The sequence below is a fragment of the Streptomyces sp. NPDC044044 genome, from assembly GCF_056434405.1.
The window spans coordinates 425,158-441,090 of record NZ_JBWKFG010000003.1; the positions used below are offsets into that span (position 1 = coordinate 425,158).

Annotated in this window: 15 protein-coding genes; 7 read left to right on the forward strand and 8 right to left on the reverse strand. The window is 69.3% G+C overall.

What is annotated here, in order from left to right; translation table 11 throughout:
• Positions 1–35 precede the first annotated feature (35 nt).
• The gene (locus AC07AG_RS12870) at positions 36–1,448 is read right to left on the reverse strand and encodes a class II fumarate hydratase (RefSeq protein WP_478754576.1); all 1,413 of its coding nucleotides are present in this window, start codon (positions 1,446–1,448) and stop codon (positions 36–38) included.
• A gap of 122 nt (positions 1,449–1,570) precedes the next feature.
• Between AC07AG_RS12870 and AC07AG_RS12875 the strand changes: the two genes are divergently transcribed.
• Complete coding sequence (locus AC07AG_RS12875) at positions 1,571–3,112, forward strand: ricin-type beta-trefoil lectin domain protein (protein ID WP_478754578.1); 1,542 nt, start codon at positions 1,571–1,573, stop codon at positions 3,110–3,112.
• Positions 3,113–3,185: 73 nt separating this feature from the next.
• Here the strand turns inward: AC07AG_RS12875 and AC07AG_RS12880 are convergent, their stop codons facing one another.
• Positions 3,186–4,853, reverse strand: coding sequence for a fumarate hydratase (locus AC07AG_RS12880; RefSeq protein ID WP_478754579.1), 1,668 nt, complete (start codon positions 4,851–4,853; stop codon positions 3,186–3,188).
• 159 nt (positions 4,854–5,012) lie between these two features.
• Here AC07AG_RS12880 and AC07AG_RS12885 point away from each other — a divergent pair, with 159 nt between their 5' ends.
• Complete coding sequence (locus AC07AG_RS12885; RefSeq protein ID WP_478754581.1) at positions 5,013–5,693, forward strand: DUF1707 SHOCT-like domain-containing protein; 681 nt, start codon at positions 5,013–5,015, stop codon at positions 5,691–5,693.
• Positions 5,694–5,830: 137 nt separating this feature from the next.
• Positions 5,831–6,250, forward strand: coding sequence for a WhiB family transcriptional regulator (locus AC07AG_RS12890; RefSeq protein WP_478754583.1), 420 nt, complete (start codon positions 5,831–5,833; stop codon positions 6,248–6,250).
• Between the two features lie 97 nt (positions 6,251–6,347).
• Here AC07AG_RS12890 and glpX read toward each other — a convergent pair whose 3' ends face one another.
• On the reverse strand, positions 6,348–7,379 hold the full coding sequence (gene glpX / locus AC07AG_RS12895) for a class II fructose-bisphosphatase (RefSeq protein WP_249588033.1): 1,032 nt from the start codon (positions 7,377–7,379) through the stop codon (positions 6,348–6,350).
• 162 nt (positions 7,380–7,541) lie between these two features.
• Here glpX and AC07AG_RS12900 point away from each other — a divergent pair, with 162 nt between their 5' ends.
• Complete coding sequence (locus AC07AG_RS12900) at positions 7,542–8,060, forward strand: DUF4245 domain-containing protein (RefSeq protein ID WP_478754585.1); 519 nt, start codon at positions 7,542–7,544, stop codon at positions 8,058–8,060.
• Between the two features lie 82 nt (positions 8,061–8,142).
• Here the strand turns inward: AC07AG_RS12900 and AC07AG_RS12905 are convergent, their stop codons facing one another.
• From AC07AG_RS12905 to AC07AG_RS12920, 4 genes are all read right to left on the reverse strand, one after another.
• On the reverse strand, positions 8,143–8,733 hold the full coding sequence (locus tag AC07AG_RS12905) for a malonic semialdehyde reductase (protein ID WP_249588031.1): 591 nt from the start codon (positions 8,731–8,733) through the stop codon (positions 8,143–8,145).
• A gap of 173 nt (positions 8,734–8,906) precedes the next feature.
• A complete protein-coding gene (locus tag AC07AG_RS12910; RefSeq protein WP_478754588.1) occupies positions 8,907–9,170 on the reverse strand; it encodes an exodeoxyribonuclease VII small subunit in 264 nt (87 codons plus the stop codon).
• A gap of 58 nt (positions 9,171–9,228) precedes the next feature.
• Positions 9,229–10,443: an exodeoxyribonuclease VII large subunit gene (gene xseA, locus AC07AG_RS12915; RefSeq protein ID WP_478754590.1), complete on the reverse strand. Its 1,215-nt coding sequence runs from the start codon at positions 10,441–10,443 to the stop codon at positions 9,229–9,231.
• 137 nt (positions 10,444–10,580) lie between these two features.
• The gene (locus AC07AG_RS12920; protein ID WP_478754592.1) at positions 10,581–11,972 is read right to left on the reverse strand and encodes an APC family permease; all 1,392 of its coding nucleotides are present in this window, start codon (positions 11,970–11,972) and stop codon (positions 10,581–10,583) included.
• A gap of 76 nt (positions 11,973–12,048) precedes the next feature.
• On the opposite strand from AC07AG_RS12920, the gene AC07AG_RS12925 reads away from it, so the two are divergent.
• Together AC07AG_RS12925 and ppgK are read left to right on the forward strand one after the other, a co-directional pair.
• Positions 12,049–13,041, forward strand: a complete 993-nt coding sequence (locus AC07AG_RS12925; RefSeq protein WP_478754594.1) for a 4-hydroxy-3-methylbut-2-enyl diphosphate reductase — start codon at positions 12,049–12,051, stop codon at positions 13,039–13,041.
• Positions 13,042–13,076: 35 nt separating this feature from the next.
• A complete protein-coding gene (gene ppgK, locus AC07AG_RS12930) occupies positions 13,077–13,823 on the forward strand; it encodes a polyphosphate--glucose phosphotransferase (RefSeq protein WP_361055721.1) in 747 nt (248 codons plus the stop codon).
• Between the two features lie 59 nt (positions 13,824–13,882).
• Here ppgK and AC07AG_RS12935 read toward each other — a convergent pair whose 3' ends face one another.
• Positions 13,883–14,509 (reverse strand): DUF6542 domain-containing protein, encoded by a 627-nt coding sequence (locus AC07AG_RS12935; RefSeq protein ID WP_478754597.1) that lies wholly within the window; start codon positions 14,507–14,509, stop codon positions 13,883–13,885.
• Positions 14,510–14,706: 197 nt separating this feature from the next.
• On the opposite strand from AC07AG_RS12935, the gene ychF reads away from it, so the two are divergent.
• Positions 14,707–15,795: a redox-regulated ATPase YchF gene (ychF, locus tag AC07AG_RS12940; protein WP_478754599.1), complete on the forward strand. Its 1,089-nt coding sequence runs from the start codon at positions 14,707–14,709 to the stop codon at positions 15,793–15,795.
• The last annotated feature ends 138 nt before the right edge of the window (positions 15,796–15,933 follow it).

The window sequence follows — 15,933 nt, forward strand, 5'->3', positions numbered from 1 at the left end:
ATCAGAACCCGTCCGGGCGTAAAGGAATCCGCGCCCTACGGCCGCGTCATCCGCAGCACGTCCAGCGCATCGTCCAGCTGCGTCAGCGTGAGTTCGCCCCGCTCGACGTACCCGCCTTCGAGTACGACCTCGCGGATGGTCTTCCGTTCGGCGAGCGACTTCTTGGCGACCTTCGCCGCCTCTTCGTACCCGATGTACTTGTTCAGCGGAGTGACGACGGAAGGCGATGACTCGGCGTACTCGCGGGCCCGCTCGGCATTCGCGGTGATCCCGTCCACCGTCCTGTCGGCGAGCAGCCGCGACACATTGGCGAGCAGCCGCACGGACTCCAGGACGTTCTTGCCGATGACCGGCAGCATCACATTCAGCTCGAAGTTGCCCGCGGCCCCCGCGGCGGCGACCGTCGCGTCATTGCCGGTGACCTGCGCGGCGACCATCAGGACCGCCTCCGGAATGACCGGATTCACCTTTCCCGGCATGATCGAGGAACCGGGCTGCAGGTCGGGCAGGTTGATCTCGGCGAGCCCGGTCCGCGGTCCGGACGCCATCCAGCGCAGATCGTTGGCGATCTTCGTGAGGCCGACACCGATCGTCCGCAGCTGACCGCTGGTCTCCACGATCCCGTCCCGGGCGCCCTGGGCCTCGAAGTGGTCACGGGCCTCGGTCAGCGGAAGGCCCGTGGCCCGCGCCACCTCGTCGATCACGGCCGCCGAGAAGCCGGGCGGAGTGTTGATGCCGGTGCCGACCGCCGTTCCGCCGAGGGGCAGTTCGGCAAGGCGGGGCAGCGAGGACCGCAGCCGCTCCACGCCGTAGCGCACCTGCGCCGCGTACCCGCCGAACTCCTGGCCGAGGGTCACGGGCGTCGCGTCCATCAGGTGCGTACGCCCGGACTTCACCACGTCGGCGAACTCCTCCGACTTCCGCTCAAGGGCGGTCGCCAGATGCTCGAGGGCGGGGATCAGGTCCTGTGTCACGGCGCCCGTGGCCGCGATGTGGATCGAGGAGGGGAAGACGTCGTTCGAGGACTGGGACGCGTTCACGTGGTCGTTCGGGTGGACGTCCTTGCCCAGCCGCTCCGTCGCCAGCGTCGCGAGCACTTCGTTCGTGTTCATGTTGGACGACGTGCCCGACCCGGTCTGGAAGACGTCCACGGGGAAGTGCTCGTCCCAGCGGCCTTCGGCCACCTCGCCCGCCGCGTCCACGATCGCCGTCGCGACGTCCTTGTCGAGCACCCCGAGGTCCGCGTTCACCTTCGCAGCCGCCGCCTTGATCCGGGCGAGCGCGGCGATGTGCGCGCGCTCAAGACGCTGCCCGGACACGGGGAAGTTCTCCACCGCGCGCTGCGTCTGCGCACGCCACTTGGCGTGCGCGGGGACCCGCACCTCGCCCATGGAGTCGTGCTCGATCCGGTACTCACCGCTGTCGCTCGCGCTGGCGTCGCTGGTCATGCCACGAACCTACCTCTCCGTCAAACCTCACTGAAAAGTTGAGCACTTGTCTTGTTCTAGGTATTCCCAAGGCTCTTACTCACCAGTAAAAACCGTGGGTAACACCAAACCGGGGAGGCGCAATGAAGCGCATCAGACGCGGCCACCAGGGCCGGCTGCGATGTACGTTCGCGGCGGCCGTCGCCATGGCGGCGATGCTCGGCACGGCAGCCGCCGTGCCGGCCCAGGCCGCAGAGGACGGGAACAGGGCGCCGGCGTCCACGCCGCTGCCGGCCGACCTGGAGAAGATCCGGGCGGACGAGGCCACCAAGCTCTACGGCGACCCGGCGGAACGCCCACTGGCCGACCGGAAGACCGGTCTGATCTCGCTCGGCGACAGCGAGATCTCCGGGGAGGGCGTCGGAACGTACGAACCGGGCACGAACGGCCCCGACAACTGGTGCCACCGCTCCCCGGACGCCGCGATCCACCGCACCGGCATCCCCGCGGACGTCACGTACAACGTGGCCTGCTCGGGAGCGCAGACGGTCAACATCAAGATCGGCGGCCAGAAGCAGTACGCCGACGAGCTGGTGCAGAGCGACAATCTCGCCATCAAGGCGCGCAACACCAGGATCAAGACGATCCTGCTGGTCATCGGCGCCAACGACGACCTCCAGTTCTCCCCGGTGATGACGGACTGCGTGACGCGCTTCCTGCTCAGCCAGGGCGCGTGCGCGGGCAAGTACAACGACGGCTGGCAGGCGCGCGTGGACGCCCTCGTGCCCAAGGTCGAGCAGTCCATCCGCGACCTGAAGACCGTCATGAAGGACGCGGGATACGCGGGCGACGACTACAAGTTGGTCGCCATGGGCTACCCGAGCCCGATCGGCCCCGACTTCCGGGACAACCCCAAGTTCCCGGGCAAGCTGGCCTGCGGCGGTCTCGGCTACGACTCCGACACCGAGTGGGGCCGCAACTACGCGGTGCCCACCTTCGAGACCGGCATGCGCAAGGCGGCCAAGGCGGCGGGCGCGACCTACCTCGACAACTCCCGCCTCTTCCAGGGCCATGAGGTCTGCATGGAGGACACCTGGGCGCGCGGTCTCTACGTGGACCTCACCAACCCGTTCCCGCCGGACTCCAACTCGGTCCGCCAGTCCTTCCACCCCAACGCCCGCGGCCACGCGGCCTTCGCATCCTGCCTGACGCAGCTCTACAACTCGGGCTGGAGCGAGGGCGGTTGCGCGGACCCGGCGAGCACCGGCAGCCCCAAGCTCTACCAGGGCGGATGGGACGACGCGTACAAGCCCCTCAAGAACGAGGGCACGGGTACGTGCGTGGACGTCGACGCGTCGAAGAGCCGCAACGGCACCAAGGTGCAGGGCTGGGACTGCACCGGCAACCGCAACCAGACCTGGTGGTACGACGGCGGCGCCGGCGGTCGGCAGAGCCTGCACACCGGTCTGACCCAGGACCGCTGCCTGGACGTCCCGGGCACCGCCAAGGAAGGCACCGCCGTCACGCTGTGGAACTGCCACGGCGGCGCCAACCAGAAGTTCGTCCGTGAGGCGGGGACCCTGCGCCCGGCCGGCGACACCGGGCTCTGCCTGGCACTCGCGTCGCCGAAGGATCCGTTGAAGCTCCAGAAGTGCAACGGCTCGGCGGGCCAGCGCTTCGCGTAGGACCACAGGACGCGCGAAAGGCCGCCCTCCGCGCAGTGTGCGGAGGGCGGCCTTTCATGCGACCACGAAGGCGTTACGCCAGGCCGGGTCCGCGGACCGGGATGGACGTGAACGTCGGCTCCGGGGCGGGGGCCTGGAAGAAGTCGTTGCCCTTGTCGTCGACCACGACGAAGGCCGGGAAGTCCTCGACCTCGATCTTCCACACGGCTTCCATGCCGAGCTCCTCGTACTCGACGACCTCGACCTTCTTGATGCAGTCCTGGGCCAGGCGCGCGGCCGGGCCGCCGATCGAGCCCAGGTAGAAGCCGCCGTGCGCGTCGCACGCGTCGGTGACCTGTTTGGAGCGGTTGCCCTTGGCGAGCATCACCTTGGAGCCGCCCGCCGCCTGGAACTGCTCCACGTAGGAGTCCATCCGGCCCGCGGTCGTCGGGCCGAAGGAGCCGGAGGCGTAGCCCTCGGGGGTCTTGGCGGGGCCCGCGTAGTAGACCGGGTGGTCCTTCAGGTACTGCGGCATCTCCTCGCCCGCGTCGAGGCGTTCCTTGATCTTGGCGTGCGCGATGTCGCGGGCCACGACCAGCGGTCCGGTGAGCGAGAGGCGGGTCTTCACCGGGTGCTTGGTGAGCTCGGCGAGGATGTCGTCCATCGGCTGGTTGAGGTCGATCTCGACGACGTCGGCGGACGCGCCCAGGTGGGAGTCCTCGGTCTCCGGCAGGAAGCGCGCCGGGTCCGTCTCCAGCTGCTCAAGGAAGACGCCATCGGCGGTGATCTTCGCGGTGGCCTGGCGGTCGGCCGAGCAGGAGACGGCGATCGCGACGGGCAGCGAGGCGCCGTGGCGCGGCAGGCGCACCACGCGCACGTCGTGGCAGAAGTACTTGCCGCCGAACTGCGCGCCGATGCCGATCTTCTGCGTCAGCTCGAAGACCTTCTCCTCCAGCTCCTTGTCCCGGAAGCCGTGCCCGGTGGGGGAGCCCTCGGCGGGCAGCTCGTCGAGGTAGTGCGCGGAGGCGTACTTCGCGGTCTTCAGGGCGAACTCGGCGCTGGTGCCGCCGACGACGATCGCCAGGTGGTACGGCGGGCAGGCGGCCGTGCCCAGGGAGCGGATCTTCTCCTCCAGGAACTTCATCATGGAGGCCTCGTTCAGGACGGCCTTCGTCTCCTGGTAGAGGAACGACTTGTTGGCCGAGCCGCCGCCCTTGGCCATGAAGAGGAACTTGTAGGCGCCGCCGTCGGTCGCGTACAGCTCGATCTGGGCCGGGAGGTTGGAACCGGTGTTCTTCTCCTCCCACATGTTCAGCGGGGCCATCTGGGAGTAGCGCAGGTTCAGCTTCGTGTACGCGTCGTAGATGCCGTGCGAGAGCGCCTTCTCGTCCTCACCTTCGGTGAGGACGTTCTGTCCGCGCTTGCCCATGACGATGGCCGTGCCGGTGTCCTGGCACATGGGGAGCACGCCCGCCGCCGCGATGTTCGCGTTCTTCAGGAGGTCGAGCGCCACGAACTTGTCGTTGCCCGATGCCTCCGGGTCGTCGACGATGCGCCGCAGCTGGGCCAGGTGCGCGGGCCGCAGGTAGTGCTGGATGTCGTGGATCGCCTCGGCGGCGAGAATGCGCAGCGCCTCCGGATCGACCTTGAGGAACGTCCGCCCGTCGGCCTCGAAAGTGGAGACACCCTCGGAGGTCACCAGCCGGTACGGCGTGGTGTCCTCTCCCAGCGGGAGCAGATCGGAGTACTCAAACTCTGGCATTACGGCCATTCCTCACTCGGCAGACAGCGCGCGCGGCCTCCATTGGCGACGCGCCAACCAGCGTAGAACGCCACAGGACGGCCGGGCCTGTGAGGTAAGGCTCAGTAGGGCGGGCCCAGGGGTAGTCGCGATCTATCGCGTTTGGGTACGCTGAGCGGTGTGGACCTAGAGAAGCGCCCCCAGCAGACCCACCCGGAACCGCGGCCCGCCGGCCTGCGCGCGTCGGACGCCGACCGGGACCGCATCGCGGACATCCTGCGCGAGGCGCTCGCCGAGGGCCGGCTGACCGCCGAGGAGCACGGCGAGCGGATCGACGGGGTCTACCGCGCCAAGACCATGGGTGAACTGGAGCCGCTGGTCAGCGACTTGCCCGCGGCAGGCGGCGCGGCGTACGCGACGGTGACGCCCGAGCCCGCCCCCTCCAGGCCGTCGGACGGCGTGGTGCCCCCGGTCGCCGACGAGAACCTGGTCGCGGTCTTCAGCAGCTCCGTCCGCAAGGGCCGCTGGCGCGTGGGCCGGCGCACGCACGTGTACGCGATCTTCGGCAACGTGGAGATCGACCTCAGCGAGGCGATCTTCGAGCAGCGGCAGGTCGTCATCAAGGCGGTCTCCGTCTTCGGCAACGTGGAGGTCCGCGTCCCGGAGAACATCTCGCTGCGGGGCAACGGCACGGGCGTGCTCGGCAACTTCGAGGTGGAGACGCTCGATTCGGCGGAGCGGGACGCCCCGGTCGTCTTCGTCGACGGCTTCGCGATCCTCGGCAACATCGAGGCGAAGCCCAAGCGGGGCAAGCTCGTCCGCGACCTGCACAAGCAGCTGCGCAAACATCTCGGCCACTGACCGGTCGCAAGGGGGCTGATCCGGCCACTGACGGCGCGAACTTCCGTACATCGGAACTCAGTGCATAGGCGCATGCACAGCGGGTAGAGCTTGCTGCATCGTCTCTCGCTCGCGAAGCCGTCGTCAGGAGTAGACCCGTGCTGCAGCCGTCGCATCAGTCCCTGCAGGTCGCCGCCGTTCCGGCCGATGGGGCCTCCCCTGCACGAGCACATTCGAGTGCTTGGGGAAGGGTGCCAGTGCGCGATCGGAACCAAGATGCTCCATGGCACACCGAGGCGGTGTGCCGCCGAGACGAGGCCGGGCTGTTCTTCGCCCCGTCCAAGGAGCCGACCGCCTCACGCCTGTCACGGGAGGAGGCCGCGAAGCGCGTCTGCGGCGGCTGTCCGGTGATGGTCGAGTGCAGGGAGCACGCCCTGCTCCAGCCCGAGCCGTACGGCGTCTGGGGCGGCCTCACGGCCGCGGAGCGCCGCGTGGTGCTCGCCAGGCGGCGCCGGCGCGAGGTGGAGCTCAAGAAGGCCGCGCACACGACCGCCGGTCCGATCGCCGCCGCCGGATAACCCCTTTTGTCGTACGCCGAAGGGGGCGTCCCCCGCACGGGGCGCCCCCTCCGGTGTGCGCAACTCGCGCTCTGCCGAGCCTACTTGGTGCTCGGACCTACTTCGCGCGGTCGAAGTCGATGGCGCTGTAGGCACGCAGCTTCGCGAGCCGGTGGTCCGAGTCGATCTTGCGGATCGTGCCCGACTTGGAGCGCATGACCAGGGACGAGGTCGAGGCCGTCTCCGCGGCGTAGCGCACGCCCTGGAGCAGTTCGCCGTCCGTGATGCCGGTCGCGACGAAGAAGACGTTGTCCCCGCGGACCAGGTCGGTCGTCGAGAGCGTGCGGTCCAGGTCGTGTCCCGCGTCCAGCGCGCGCTGGCGCTCCGCGTCGTCCTTCGGCCACAGCTTGCCCTGGATCACGCCGCCCAGGCACTTGATCGCGCAGGCCGAGATGATGCCTTCCGGGGTGCCGCCGATGCCCATGAGCATGTCGACGCCGGTGCCTTCACGCACGGCCATGATCGATCCCGCGACGTCGCCGTCCGAGATGAACTTGATGCGCGCGCCGGTCTCGCGGATCTCCTTGACGATGCCCTCGTGGCGGGGGCGGTCGAGGATCATGACCGTGACGTCCTCGGGCGAACGGCCCTTGGCCTTGGCGACGCGGCGGATGTTGACCGACGCGGGGGCGTTGATGTCCACGTAGTCCGCGGCCTCGGGGCCCGTGACCAGCTTGTCCATGTAGAAGACCGCGGACGGGTCGAACATGGCGCCGCGGTCGGCGGCGGCGAGCACGGCGATGGCGTTCGGCATCCCCTTCGCGCACAGGGTCGTGCCGTCGATCGGGTCGACGGCGATGTCGACCTCCGCGCCGGTGCTGTCGCCGATGCGCTCCCCGTTGAAGAGCATCGGGGCCTCGTCCTTCTCGCCCTCACCGATGACGACGATGCCGTTCATCGAGACGGTGGAGACGAGGGTCCGCATGGCCCTGACGGCGGCGCCGTCGGCGCCGATCTTGTCGCCGCGGCCGACCCAGCGGCCCGCGGCCATGGCGGCGGCCTCGGTGACCCGGACGAGCTCCAGGGCGAGGTTGCGGTCGGGAGCCTCGGGAGAGACTTCGAGCTCGGAAGGGAGATGATGCTCGGTCATCGGAGCGCACCTTTCTGCTGATACGACGACGGCCGGATGAGGGTGTGCCTCGACTCTATCCGTAGGCCGACAAAATGAGCAGAGGGCCCCACGCATGAGCGGATCGGGCGCTAGGGGACCACCGGGGGAAGAGCCGCGTCCGTGGCCTGAGAACATGGGGGCGTGGCAGGAAGACAAGGCAAGCAGACCGTACGGAACATGCTGTGGTCGATGGCGGTGATCGCCCTCGTCGCCGGCGCGATGTACATCTTCATCCCGCACGACGACTCCAAGAGCCCCGTCAAGCGCGTCGACTACCGCGTGGAGCTGCTGTCCGCGCGCCGAGCGGCGGCGTACCCGGTGGCCGCCCCCGAGGGTCTGGCCAAGGCGTGGAAGCCGACGTCGGTGCGGTTCGACGGCACCAAGGGCGACAGCTGGCACCTGGGTTTCCTCGACCCGTCCGGTGAGTACGTCGTGGTCAAGCAGTCCACGGCGAAGCCGGTCAAGTTCATCGAAGAGGCCACCCAGAGGGCCGTGCGGACGAAGGCCACCGAGAAGATCGACGGCCAGACGTGGCACCGCTACAAGGGGCAGACGTACGACGCCCTCGTGCGCGAGGACAAGGGCGCGACGACGGTGGTCGCGGGCACGGCGTCGTTCGGGCAGCTGACGGAGATGGCGCAGGCGCTGAAGACGTCCTGACGCGCGCTGATACGACGAGAAAGAGGGCCCTGGCGGGTAAGCGCCGGGGCCCTCTTCGTGGGCGGTTGTTGCCGCCTCGGTCTCAGACGGTCTCGATGACCTGGTCGAGCTCAAGGCGCGGGGAGCGCGGGAACCAGGCGTTCTCGGCCGGCTTGCCGATGTTGACGACCATCAGCGGGGTGTGGTCGCCGTCCAGGAACTCCTTCTGGACGCCGGCGGCGTCGAAGCCGGTCATCGGTCCCGCGGCCAGGCCCGCGGCGCGCACGCCGATGATGAAGTAGGCGGCCTGCAGGGCGGCGTTGAGGTGAGCGGCGCCTTCGCGGGCAGGGCGCTCCGAGAAGAACACGTCCTTGGCCTGCGGGAAGTGCGGGAACAGCGCCGGCAGCTCCTCGTGGAACTCGTTGTCCGCGGAGAGGATCGCGACGAGCGGGGCGGACGCCGTCTTCGGCTGGTTGCCCTCCGCCATGTGCTGGACCAGGCGCTCGCGGGCCTCGGGGGAGCGGACCAGCGTGATGCGCAGCGACGACAGGTTGAAGGCGGTCGGGCCGAACTTGACCAGGTCGTAGATCGCCTGCACCTGCTCGTCGGTGACCGGCTCATCGGTGAAGGAGTTCGCGGTGCGGGCCTCGCGGAAGAGCAGGTCCTGTGCGGCGGGGTCAAGGACGAGAGACATGGATCAACCTTCTCGGTGCGTGCGTGCGTATGTGTGCGTGGTGCGTGCATGGATCAGCTTGCGGTACCGACCGTACGGCGTTGCGGTTTAAGTTTCAACCAAATCGGCCGCTTGGTGATCCGCTTCACAAGGCGCCAGGTCGGGGAAGGCCAGGAGGGCCGGGGGATGCCGCCTCAGGCGTCGTCGCCGTCCCCGCCCTCGTCGCCGTCCCCGTCCGGACCCGCCAGGGCCGCGTCCAGGCGGGCGCGGGCGCCGTCCAGCCAGCGGCGGCACACCTTGGCCAGCTCCTCGCCGCGCTCCCACAGGGCGAGCGACTCCTCGAGCGTGGTGCCGCCCGTCTCCAGGCGGCGTACGACATCGATGAGCTCGTCCCGCGCCTGCTCGTAGCCGAGTGCGTCCGCCGGGCTCGTGGTGGCCTCGTCCGTCTTGCTGGTCATGTGCCCCACCCTAAATGTCGGTTCGTGCGGTTCGTGCGGTTCGTGCGGTTCGTGCGGTTCAGGAGGTTCGTACGGCCCGGACGCTGAACTCGCCCTCGGCGACCCGCGCCCGCAGCTCCTCGTCGTCGGCCACTTCGTCGGTGGCCCGCACCACCGCGCCGTCCGCCTTCTGCAGCACCGCGTACCCCCGCTGGAGCGTCGCGGCGGGGGAGAGGCCCACCACGCGCGCGTGGGTGTGCGTCAGCTCCGACTCGGCGCGGTCCAGGAGGTGCCCGAGCGTGCGGCGGCTGCGGTCGACGAGCGCGGAGACCTGCTCCTCGCGCTCCTCGATCATGCGGTGCGGATTCTCCATGGAGGGGCGGGCCAGCGCGTGCGCCAGGCCGCGGTCCTCGCGGTCGAGGAAGGCGTCCATGCAGCGCCGGGCCCGGTCCCGCAGCCAGCGCACGCGCTCGTACTCCTCGCCGACGTCCGGCACGACCTTCTTGGCGGCGTCGGTCGGGGTGGAGGCGCGCAGGTCGGCCACGTAATCGAGGAGGGGGTTGTCCGGTTCGTGCCCGATGGCGGAGACCACGGGTGTACGGCAGGAGGCGACGGCCCGCACGAGCTGCTCGTCCGAGAACGGCAGCAGATCCTCCACGCTGCCGCCGCCCCGCGCCACGATGATCACGTCCACGGCGTCGAGCGCGTCCAGGTCCTTCACGGCCTGCACGACCTGCGGCACGGCGTGCACGCCTTGGACGGGGACGTTGCGCACCTCGAATTGGACGGCGGGCCAGCGGTGCCTGGCGTTCTCCAGGACGTCCCGCTCGGCGGCGGACGCGCGCCCGGTGACGAGCCCGATGAGCTGCGGCAGGAAGGGCAGCGCCTTCTTCCGGTCGGCGGCGAAGAGCCCCTCCCCGGCGAGGCTCTTCTTCAACTGCTCGATCCGCGCGAGCAGTTCGCCCACGCCGACGGGCTTTATCTCGACGGCCCGCAGGGACAGCTGCCCCCGGGGCGCATACCACTCGGGCTTGGCGTGGACGACGACGCGGGCGCCCTCGGAGACGACGTCCGCGACGGCGTCGAACACCTGGCGGTAGCAGGTGACGCTGACGGAGATGTCGTGCGAGGGGTCGCGCAACGTCATGAATACGACACCGGCGCCGGGCCTGCGGGACAGCTGGGTGATCTGCCCCTCGACCCACACGGCACCGAGCCGGTCGATCCACCCACCGATGAGCCGCGACACCTCGCCGACGGGCAGCGGGGCATCCGCGGACGTGTTCAAAGCCATGCGCCGAGCGTATCGGCACGGTCTGACAGGGCGAGGTTCCCGCTTCAGGACCGGGGGAGGTTCTCGCTTCAGAACGGGGGAGTCACCCACCCAGTTTCGGGTGGGCGCGCGGGAGACATCCGCCGCGAAGCGACGGCCTAGGACTCCCCACGACGAGCCCGCTGGCCGAAGAGCACAACAAGCCCCACGGCCAACCAGATCGCACCCACCACCTGCGCGGACCCCGCAGCCTCAACGATCACGGCGACAGTGATCGCAGCTCCCAGCAAGGGGACGAGCAGATGCCGCCACCAGCTGACCGCCCCGCCCCGCTTCTGCACCACGAACCACCCCACCACGCTCGCGTGGAGCAACACGAACGCGGTCAACGCACCGACATTCACCACCGAGACCAGGTGATCCATCCCGTCGTCCCGCCGAGCCGCCCACACCGCGGCGACCAGCGTGATCACGGCCGCGCACAGAAGGGCGAGGCGAGGCGTCCCGGAATCGGTCTTCGACAGAGCGCCCGGCAGCCGCCGGTCCCGAGCCATGGCGAACAGGAGCCGCCCCGCCGCCGCCTGCCCCGCAAGCGCAGCGAACGCCGCACCGATCGCCTTGCTGGCGGCCACCAGGTCATGGAGCCAGTCCCCGACCGCCGAGTCGACGGCATCGTAGAAAGCGGACCCCTGCTTGCCCGGCTCGGCGGCCAGCTGCGCCGACGACACCGGCTCCAGGAGCGCCACCAGATACGTCTGGGCGATGAACAGCACACCGGCGAGCGCCAGACAGAACAGCACCGCCCGCGCCACCTTCGCCGAGCCCCCCGTCACCTCCTCCGCGAACGAGGCGATCGCGTCGAAGCCCAGATACGAGAGCACCGCCACCGACACCGCGCCCACGACGGCCCCCAGCGCGAACGCCCCCTGCGTGCCGTCCCCGCTCAGCGGCGAGAGCCAGTCACGCTGCGCCCCGTCCTGCACCAGGACGACGATCGCCGAGACCATGAAGACCAGAAGAACCACGATCTCCATCGCGAGCACCAGGAACCCGACCCGCGCCGCCGCCCGCACCCCCCACAGGTTCAGCGCGGTCGTCACCAGGACCGCGATCGCCGTCCACACCCACCGGGACACGGAGGGCACCAGGGCCTCCATCGCGATACCGGAGAAGAGATAGGCGACGGCCGGGATGAGGAGATAGTCGAGCATCGCCATCCACCCGGCGATGAACCCGGGACCGTTGCCGAGCCCCACGCGCGCGTAGGCGAAGACGGAGCCCGCCTGGGGGACCACCCGCACCATCTGGGCGTAGCTGAACGCGGTGAACGCCATCGCGATCGTGGCGATGATGTAGACGAGCGCCACGGCGCCGTGGGACTTGGCGTCGAGCGTTCCGAAGACCCCGACCGGGGCCATGGGGGCGATGAACAGCAAGCCGTAGACGACAAGATCACGGAAGCCGAGTGTTCGCCGCAGCCCGTCGCCTTCGGCAGCGGTGCCGGTAGGGGCACCGGCCGTCGTGTCTGAGTTGCCGGAGTAACCGGACATCGAGCCTCCGTAAGTGAACGCAGGCCTCCAGTCTCCCCAAGAAGCCGATCTTTGACGCGCTGGGCTCGGCCTTACGATGGGGGGTATGACTGCTTCGACTCCTGCCCGCCGAGTCCTGCTCGCCGCCCCCCGCGGCTATTGCGCGGGTGTGGACCGTGCCGTGATCGCCGTCGAGAAGGCCCTTGAGCAGTACGGGGCCCCGATCTATGTCCGCCACGAGATCGTCCACAACAAGTACGTGGTGCAGACCCTGGAGAAGAAGGGCGCCATCTTCGTCGACCAGACGGCGGAGGTCCCCGAGGGCTCCATCGTCATGTTCTCCGCGCACGGAGTGGCACCCACGGTCCACGCGGAAGCCGCCGAGCGGAAACTCGCCACCATCGACGCGACGTGCCCCCTGGTCACGAAGGTCCACAAGGAAGCCGTCCGGTTCGCCAAGGAAGACTTCGACATCCTCCTGATCGGCCACGAGGGCCACGAGGAAGTCATCGGTACGTCCGGTGAGGCGCCCGACCACATCACGCTGGTCGACGGCCCCGAGGACGTCGCGAACGTCGAGGTCCGCGACCCGGACAGGGTCGTCTGGCTCTCCCAGACCACGCTTTCGGTCGACGAGACCATGGAGACGGTCGACGCCCTCAAGACCAAGTTCCCGGGCCTGATCTCCCCTCCGAGCGACGACATCTGCTACGCCACGCAGAACCGCCAGATCGCGGTGAAGAAGCTGGCGGAGGACGCCGAGCTCGTCATCGTCGTCGGCTCCAAGAACTCCTCGAACTCGATCCGCATGGTCGAGGTCGCCCTCGACGCGGGCGCACCCGCCTCGCACCTGGTCGACGGCGCCGACGAGATCGACGTGGCCTGGCTGGAGGGCGTGACCACGGTCGGCCTCACCTCGGGCGCCTCCGTGCCGGACGTCCTGGTGGAAGGCGTCATCGAGTGGCTGGCCGAGCGGGGCTACGGCGACGTGGAGACGGTGAAGACGGCCGACGAGTCGATCACCTTCTCGCTGCCGAAGGAGCTCCGCCGCGACCTGCGCGCGGAGGCCGCGGAGCTGTCACAGAAGTAACGCGCACGCCAGGCGCTGGCCGTATCGTCGGTCTCATGCAGATCTTCGGTGTGGACATCGGCGGATCAGGGATCAAGGGCGCTCCCGTTGACCTGGACCGCGGAGACCTGGCACAAGAGCGGCACAAGGTGCTCACCCCGCATCCGGCCACGCCCGACGGCGTGGCCGACAAGGTGCGCGAGGTCGTGGAGCACTTCGGCTGGACGGGCCCGGTCGGCGCCACGTTCCCCGGTGTGATCACCGACGGCACGGCGCGCACGGCGGCCAACGTGGACAAGAGCTGGATCGGCACGGACATCCAGAGCCTGGTCGCGGACCGGCTCGGCGGCGGCGCCCCCGTCACCGTCCTGAACGACGCGGACGCGGCGGGCGTGGCCGAGATGCACTTCGGCGCGGGCCGCGACCGCAAGGGCACGGTCATCCTGCTCACCCTGGGCACCGGCATCGGCAGCGCCCTCTTCACCGGCGGCCGCCTCGTCCCGAACACGGAGCTGGGCCATCTGGAGCTGCACGGACACGACGCGGAGAAGCGCGCGTCGTCCAAGGCCAAGGAGGACGAGGACCTCACCTGGGAGCACTGGGCGCACCGCGTCCAGAAGTATCTCGCGCACGTGGAGATGCTGTTCTCGCCCGAGCTCTTCATCATCGGCGGCGGAGTGAGCCGCAAGTCCCACAAGTTCCTGCCGCTGATCAAGGGCATCAAGGCCGAGCTGGTCCCCGCGGAGCTGCAGAACAACGCGGGGATCGTGGGCGCGGCGATGGCGGCGGCGGGCAAGGCGTAGCCCTCCGTAGGCTCCCGTGGGCCTCCGTGGGCCCCCGCTGGAGCATGCGAGGCGACGCCTTACGCGGTGGGAACGCGCCGCTGCTTGGTCCCCCGCGGCCCGGCGGCGGCGACGGCGGCCTGCCGGGCCCGCCGCCGCTGCCCCATGAGCTTGATCCGGCGCCCGGTCACGATCAGCCCGGCGACGAGCGTCCCGCCGTACAGCCAGCCCGCATGCAGCGCGAGCGACGTGACGAGCCCCATGAAGTGACCGCCGAAGCCTCCGTTGCCCCCGGAGATCGGCACGAGGCCGACGGCGAAGGCGATCGGCACGGCCACCGGCGCGGTCACCAGGTCGGCGGGCCGCACCCAGAACGCGGTCAGCGCGCACACGGGGACGAAGAGCACGCCGTACGCGACGACCGAACTGCCGAAGAGCAGCCACAGCAGGCAGGCCAGCAGGAACATCGTCGCGGAACAGAAGAGCCCGCTGCCGAGCCCGGTGAGCCGGGGGTTCGGCATGCCGCGCAGCCTGCGGTAGAGCGGCAGCGCGCGCAGGTTGCGGATGAAGGGCGGGACGGGGCGGCGGGGACGGGACGCGGCGCGGTAGACCGCCGCCGAATCGGCGGGCCTGCCCTGCGGGGGCAGAGGCGCGGTGCGTCGCGGCCGGGCCGGAGGCTGAGGGGGACGCGTCCTGTGTTGCTCCACCGGACCAACCTAGGTCGAGCCATACCGATAATCCTGCCTGGGACACGCCCTTTGGCCGACCTTGGCCATGCGTTCGATACGAGAGCGGTACGCCGACGAGGGCGGGGCCCGCACGCCGTAGACTGGGGGATCGCCCTACGGTCGCTCCGGCCCTCCGGGCCGTCCACCCACAGCCTCCACGTACGGGAAGTCGCAACGTGTCGCTCACGATCGGAATCGTCGGTCTGCCCAATGTCGGCAAGTCGACCCTGTTCAACGCCCTGACCAAGAACGACGTCCTTGCGGCCAACTACCCGTTCGCGACGATCGAGCCGAACGTCGGCGTGGTGGGCGTCCCCGACCCCCGCCTCACGAAACTGGCCGAGATCTTCTCCTCGCAGAAGATCCTCCCGGCGACGGTCGACTTCGTCGACATCGCGGGCATCGTGCGCGGCGCGAGCGAGGGCGAGGGCCTGGGCAACAAGTTCCTCGCGAACATCCGCGAGTCGGACGCGATCTGCCAGGTCATCCGCGCCTTCAAGGACGAGAACGTCGTGCACGTGGACGGCAAGGTCTCGCCCAAGGACGACATCGAGACGATCAACACGGAGCTGATCCTCGCGGACCTCCAGACGATCGAGAAGGTCCTCCCGCGCCTCCAGAAGGAGTCGCGCATCAAGAAGGACATCGCCCCGAAGGTGAAGGCGGTCGAGGAGGCCCAGGCGATCCTGGAGAAGGGCGACACCCTCTTCTCGGCGGGCATCGTGCAGGGCTCCGGCAAGGAGGAGCTCCTCCACGACCTCCACCTCCTCACGACCAAGCCCTTCCTCTACGTCTTCAACGTGGACGAGGACGAGCTGACGGACGACGACTTCAAGGCCGCGCAGAGCGCCCTGGTCGCCCCCGCGGAGGCGATCTTCCTCAACGCCAAGCTGGAGTCGGAGCTCGTGGAGCTGGAGGAGGACGAGGCCCTCGAACTCCTCCAGTCGGTGGGCCAGGAAGAGCCCGGCCTGGCCACCCTCGCCCACGTCGGCTTCCGCACGCTGGGCCTCCAGACGTACCTGACGGCAGGCCCCAAGGAGTCCCGAGCCTGGACGATCCCCCAGGGCGCGACGGCCCCCGAGGCGGCCGGCGTGATCCACACGGACTTCCAGAAGGGCTTCATCAAGGCCGAGGTCATCTCCTTCGCGGACCTGGTCGAGACGGGCTCGGTCGCCGACGCGCGCGCTGCGGGCAAGGCGCGTATGGAGGGCAAGGAGTATGTGATGCAGGACGGGGACGTGGTGGAGTTCCGCTTCAACATCTAATTAAATATTCAACTAAATTTCGTCCTGTATAGCCGCAGGTCAAGAGGGGCCCATCAATCCAAGACGGGCCCCTTTTGTGGGTCCAACGACAGCCGGACGGTGCTTTGGCGCTGGATGCTGTCCCGGAGGGTTGGATCG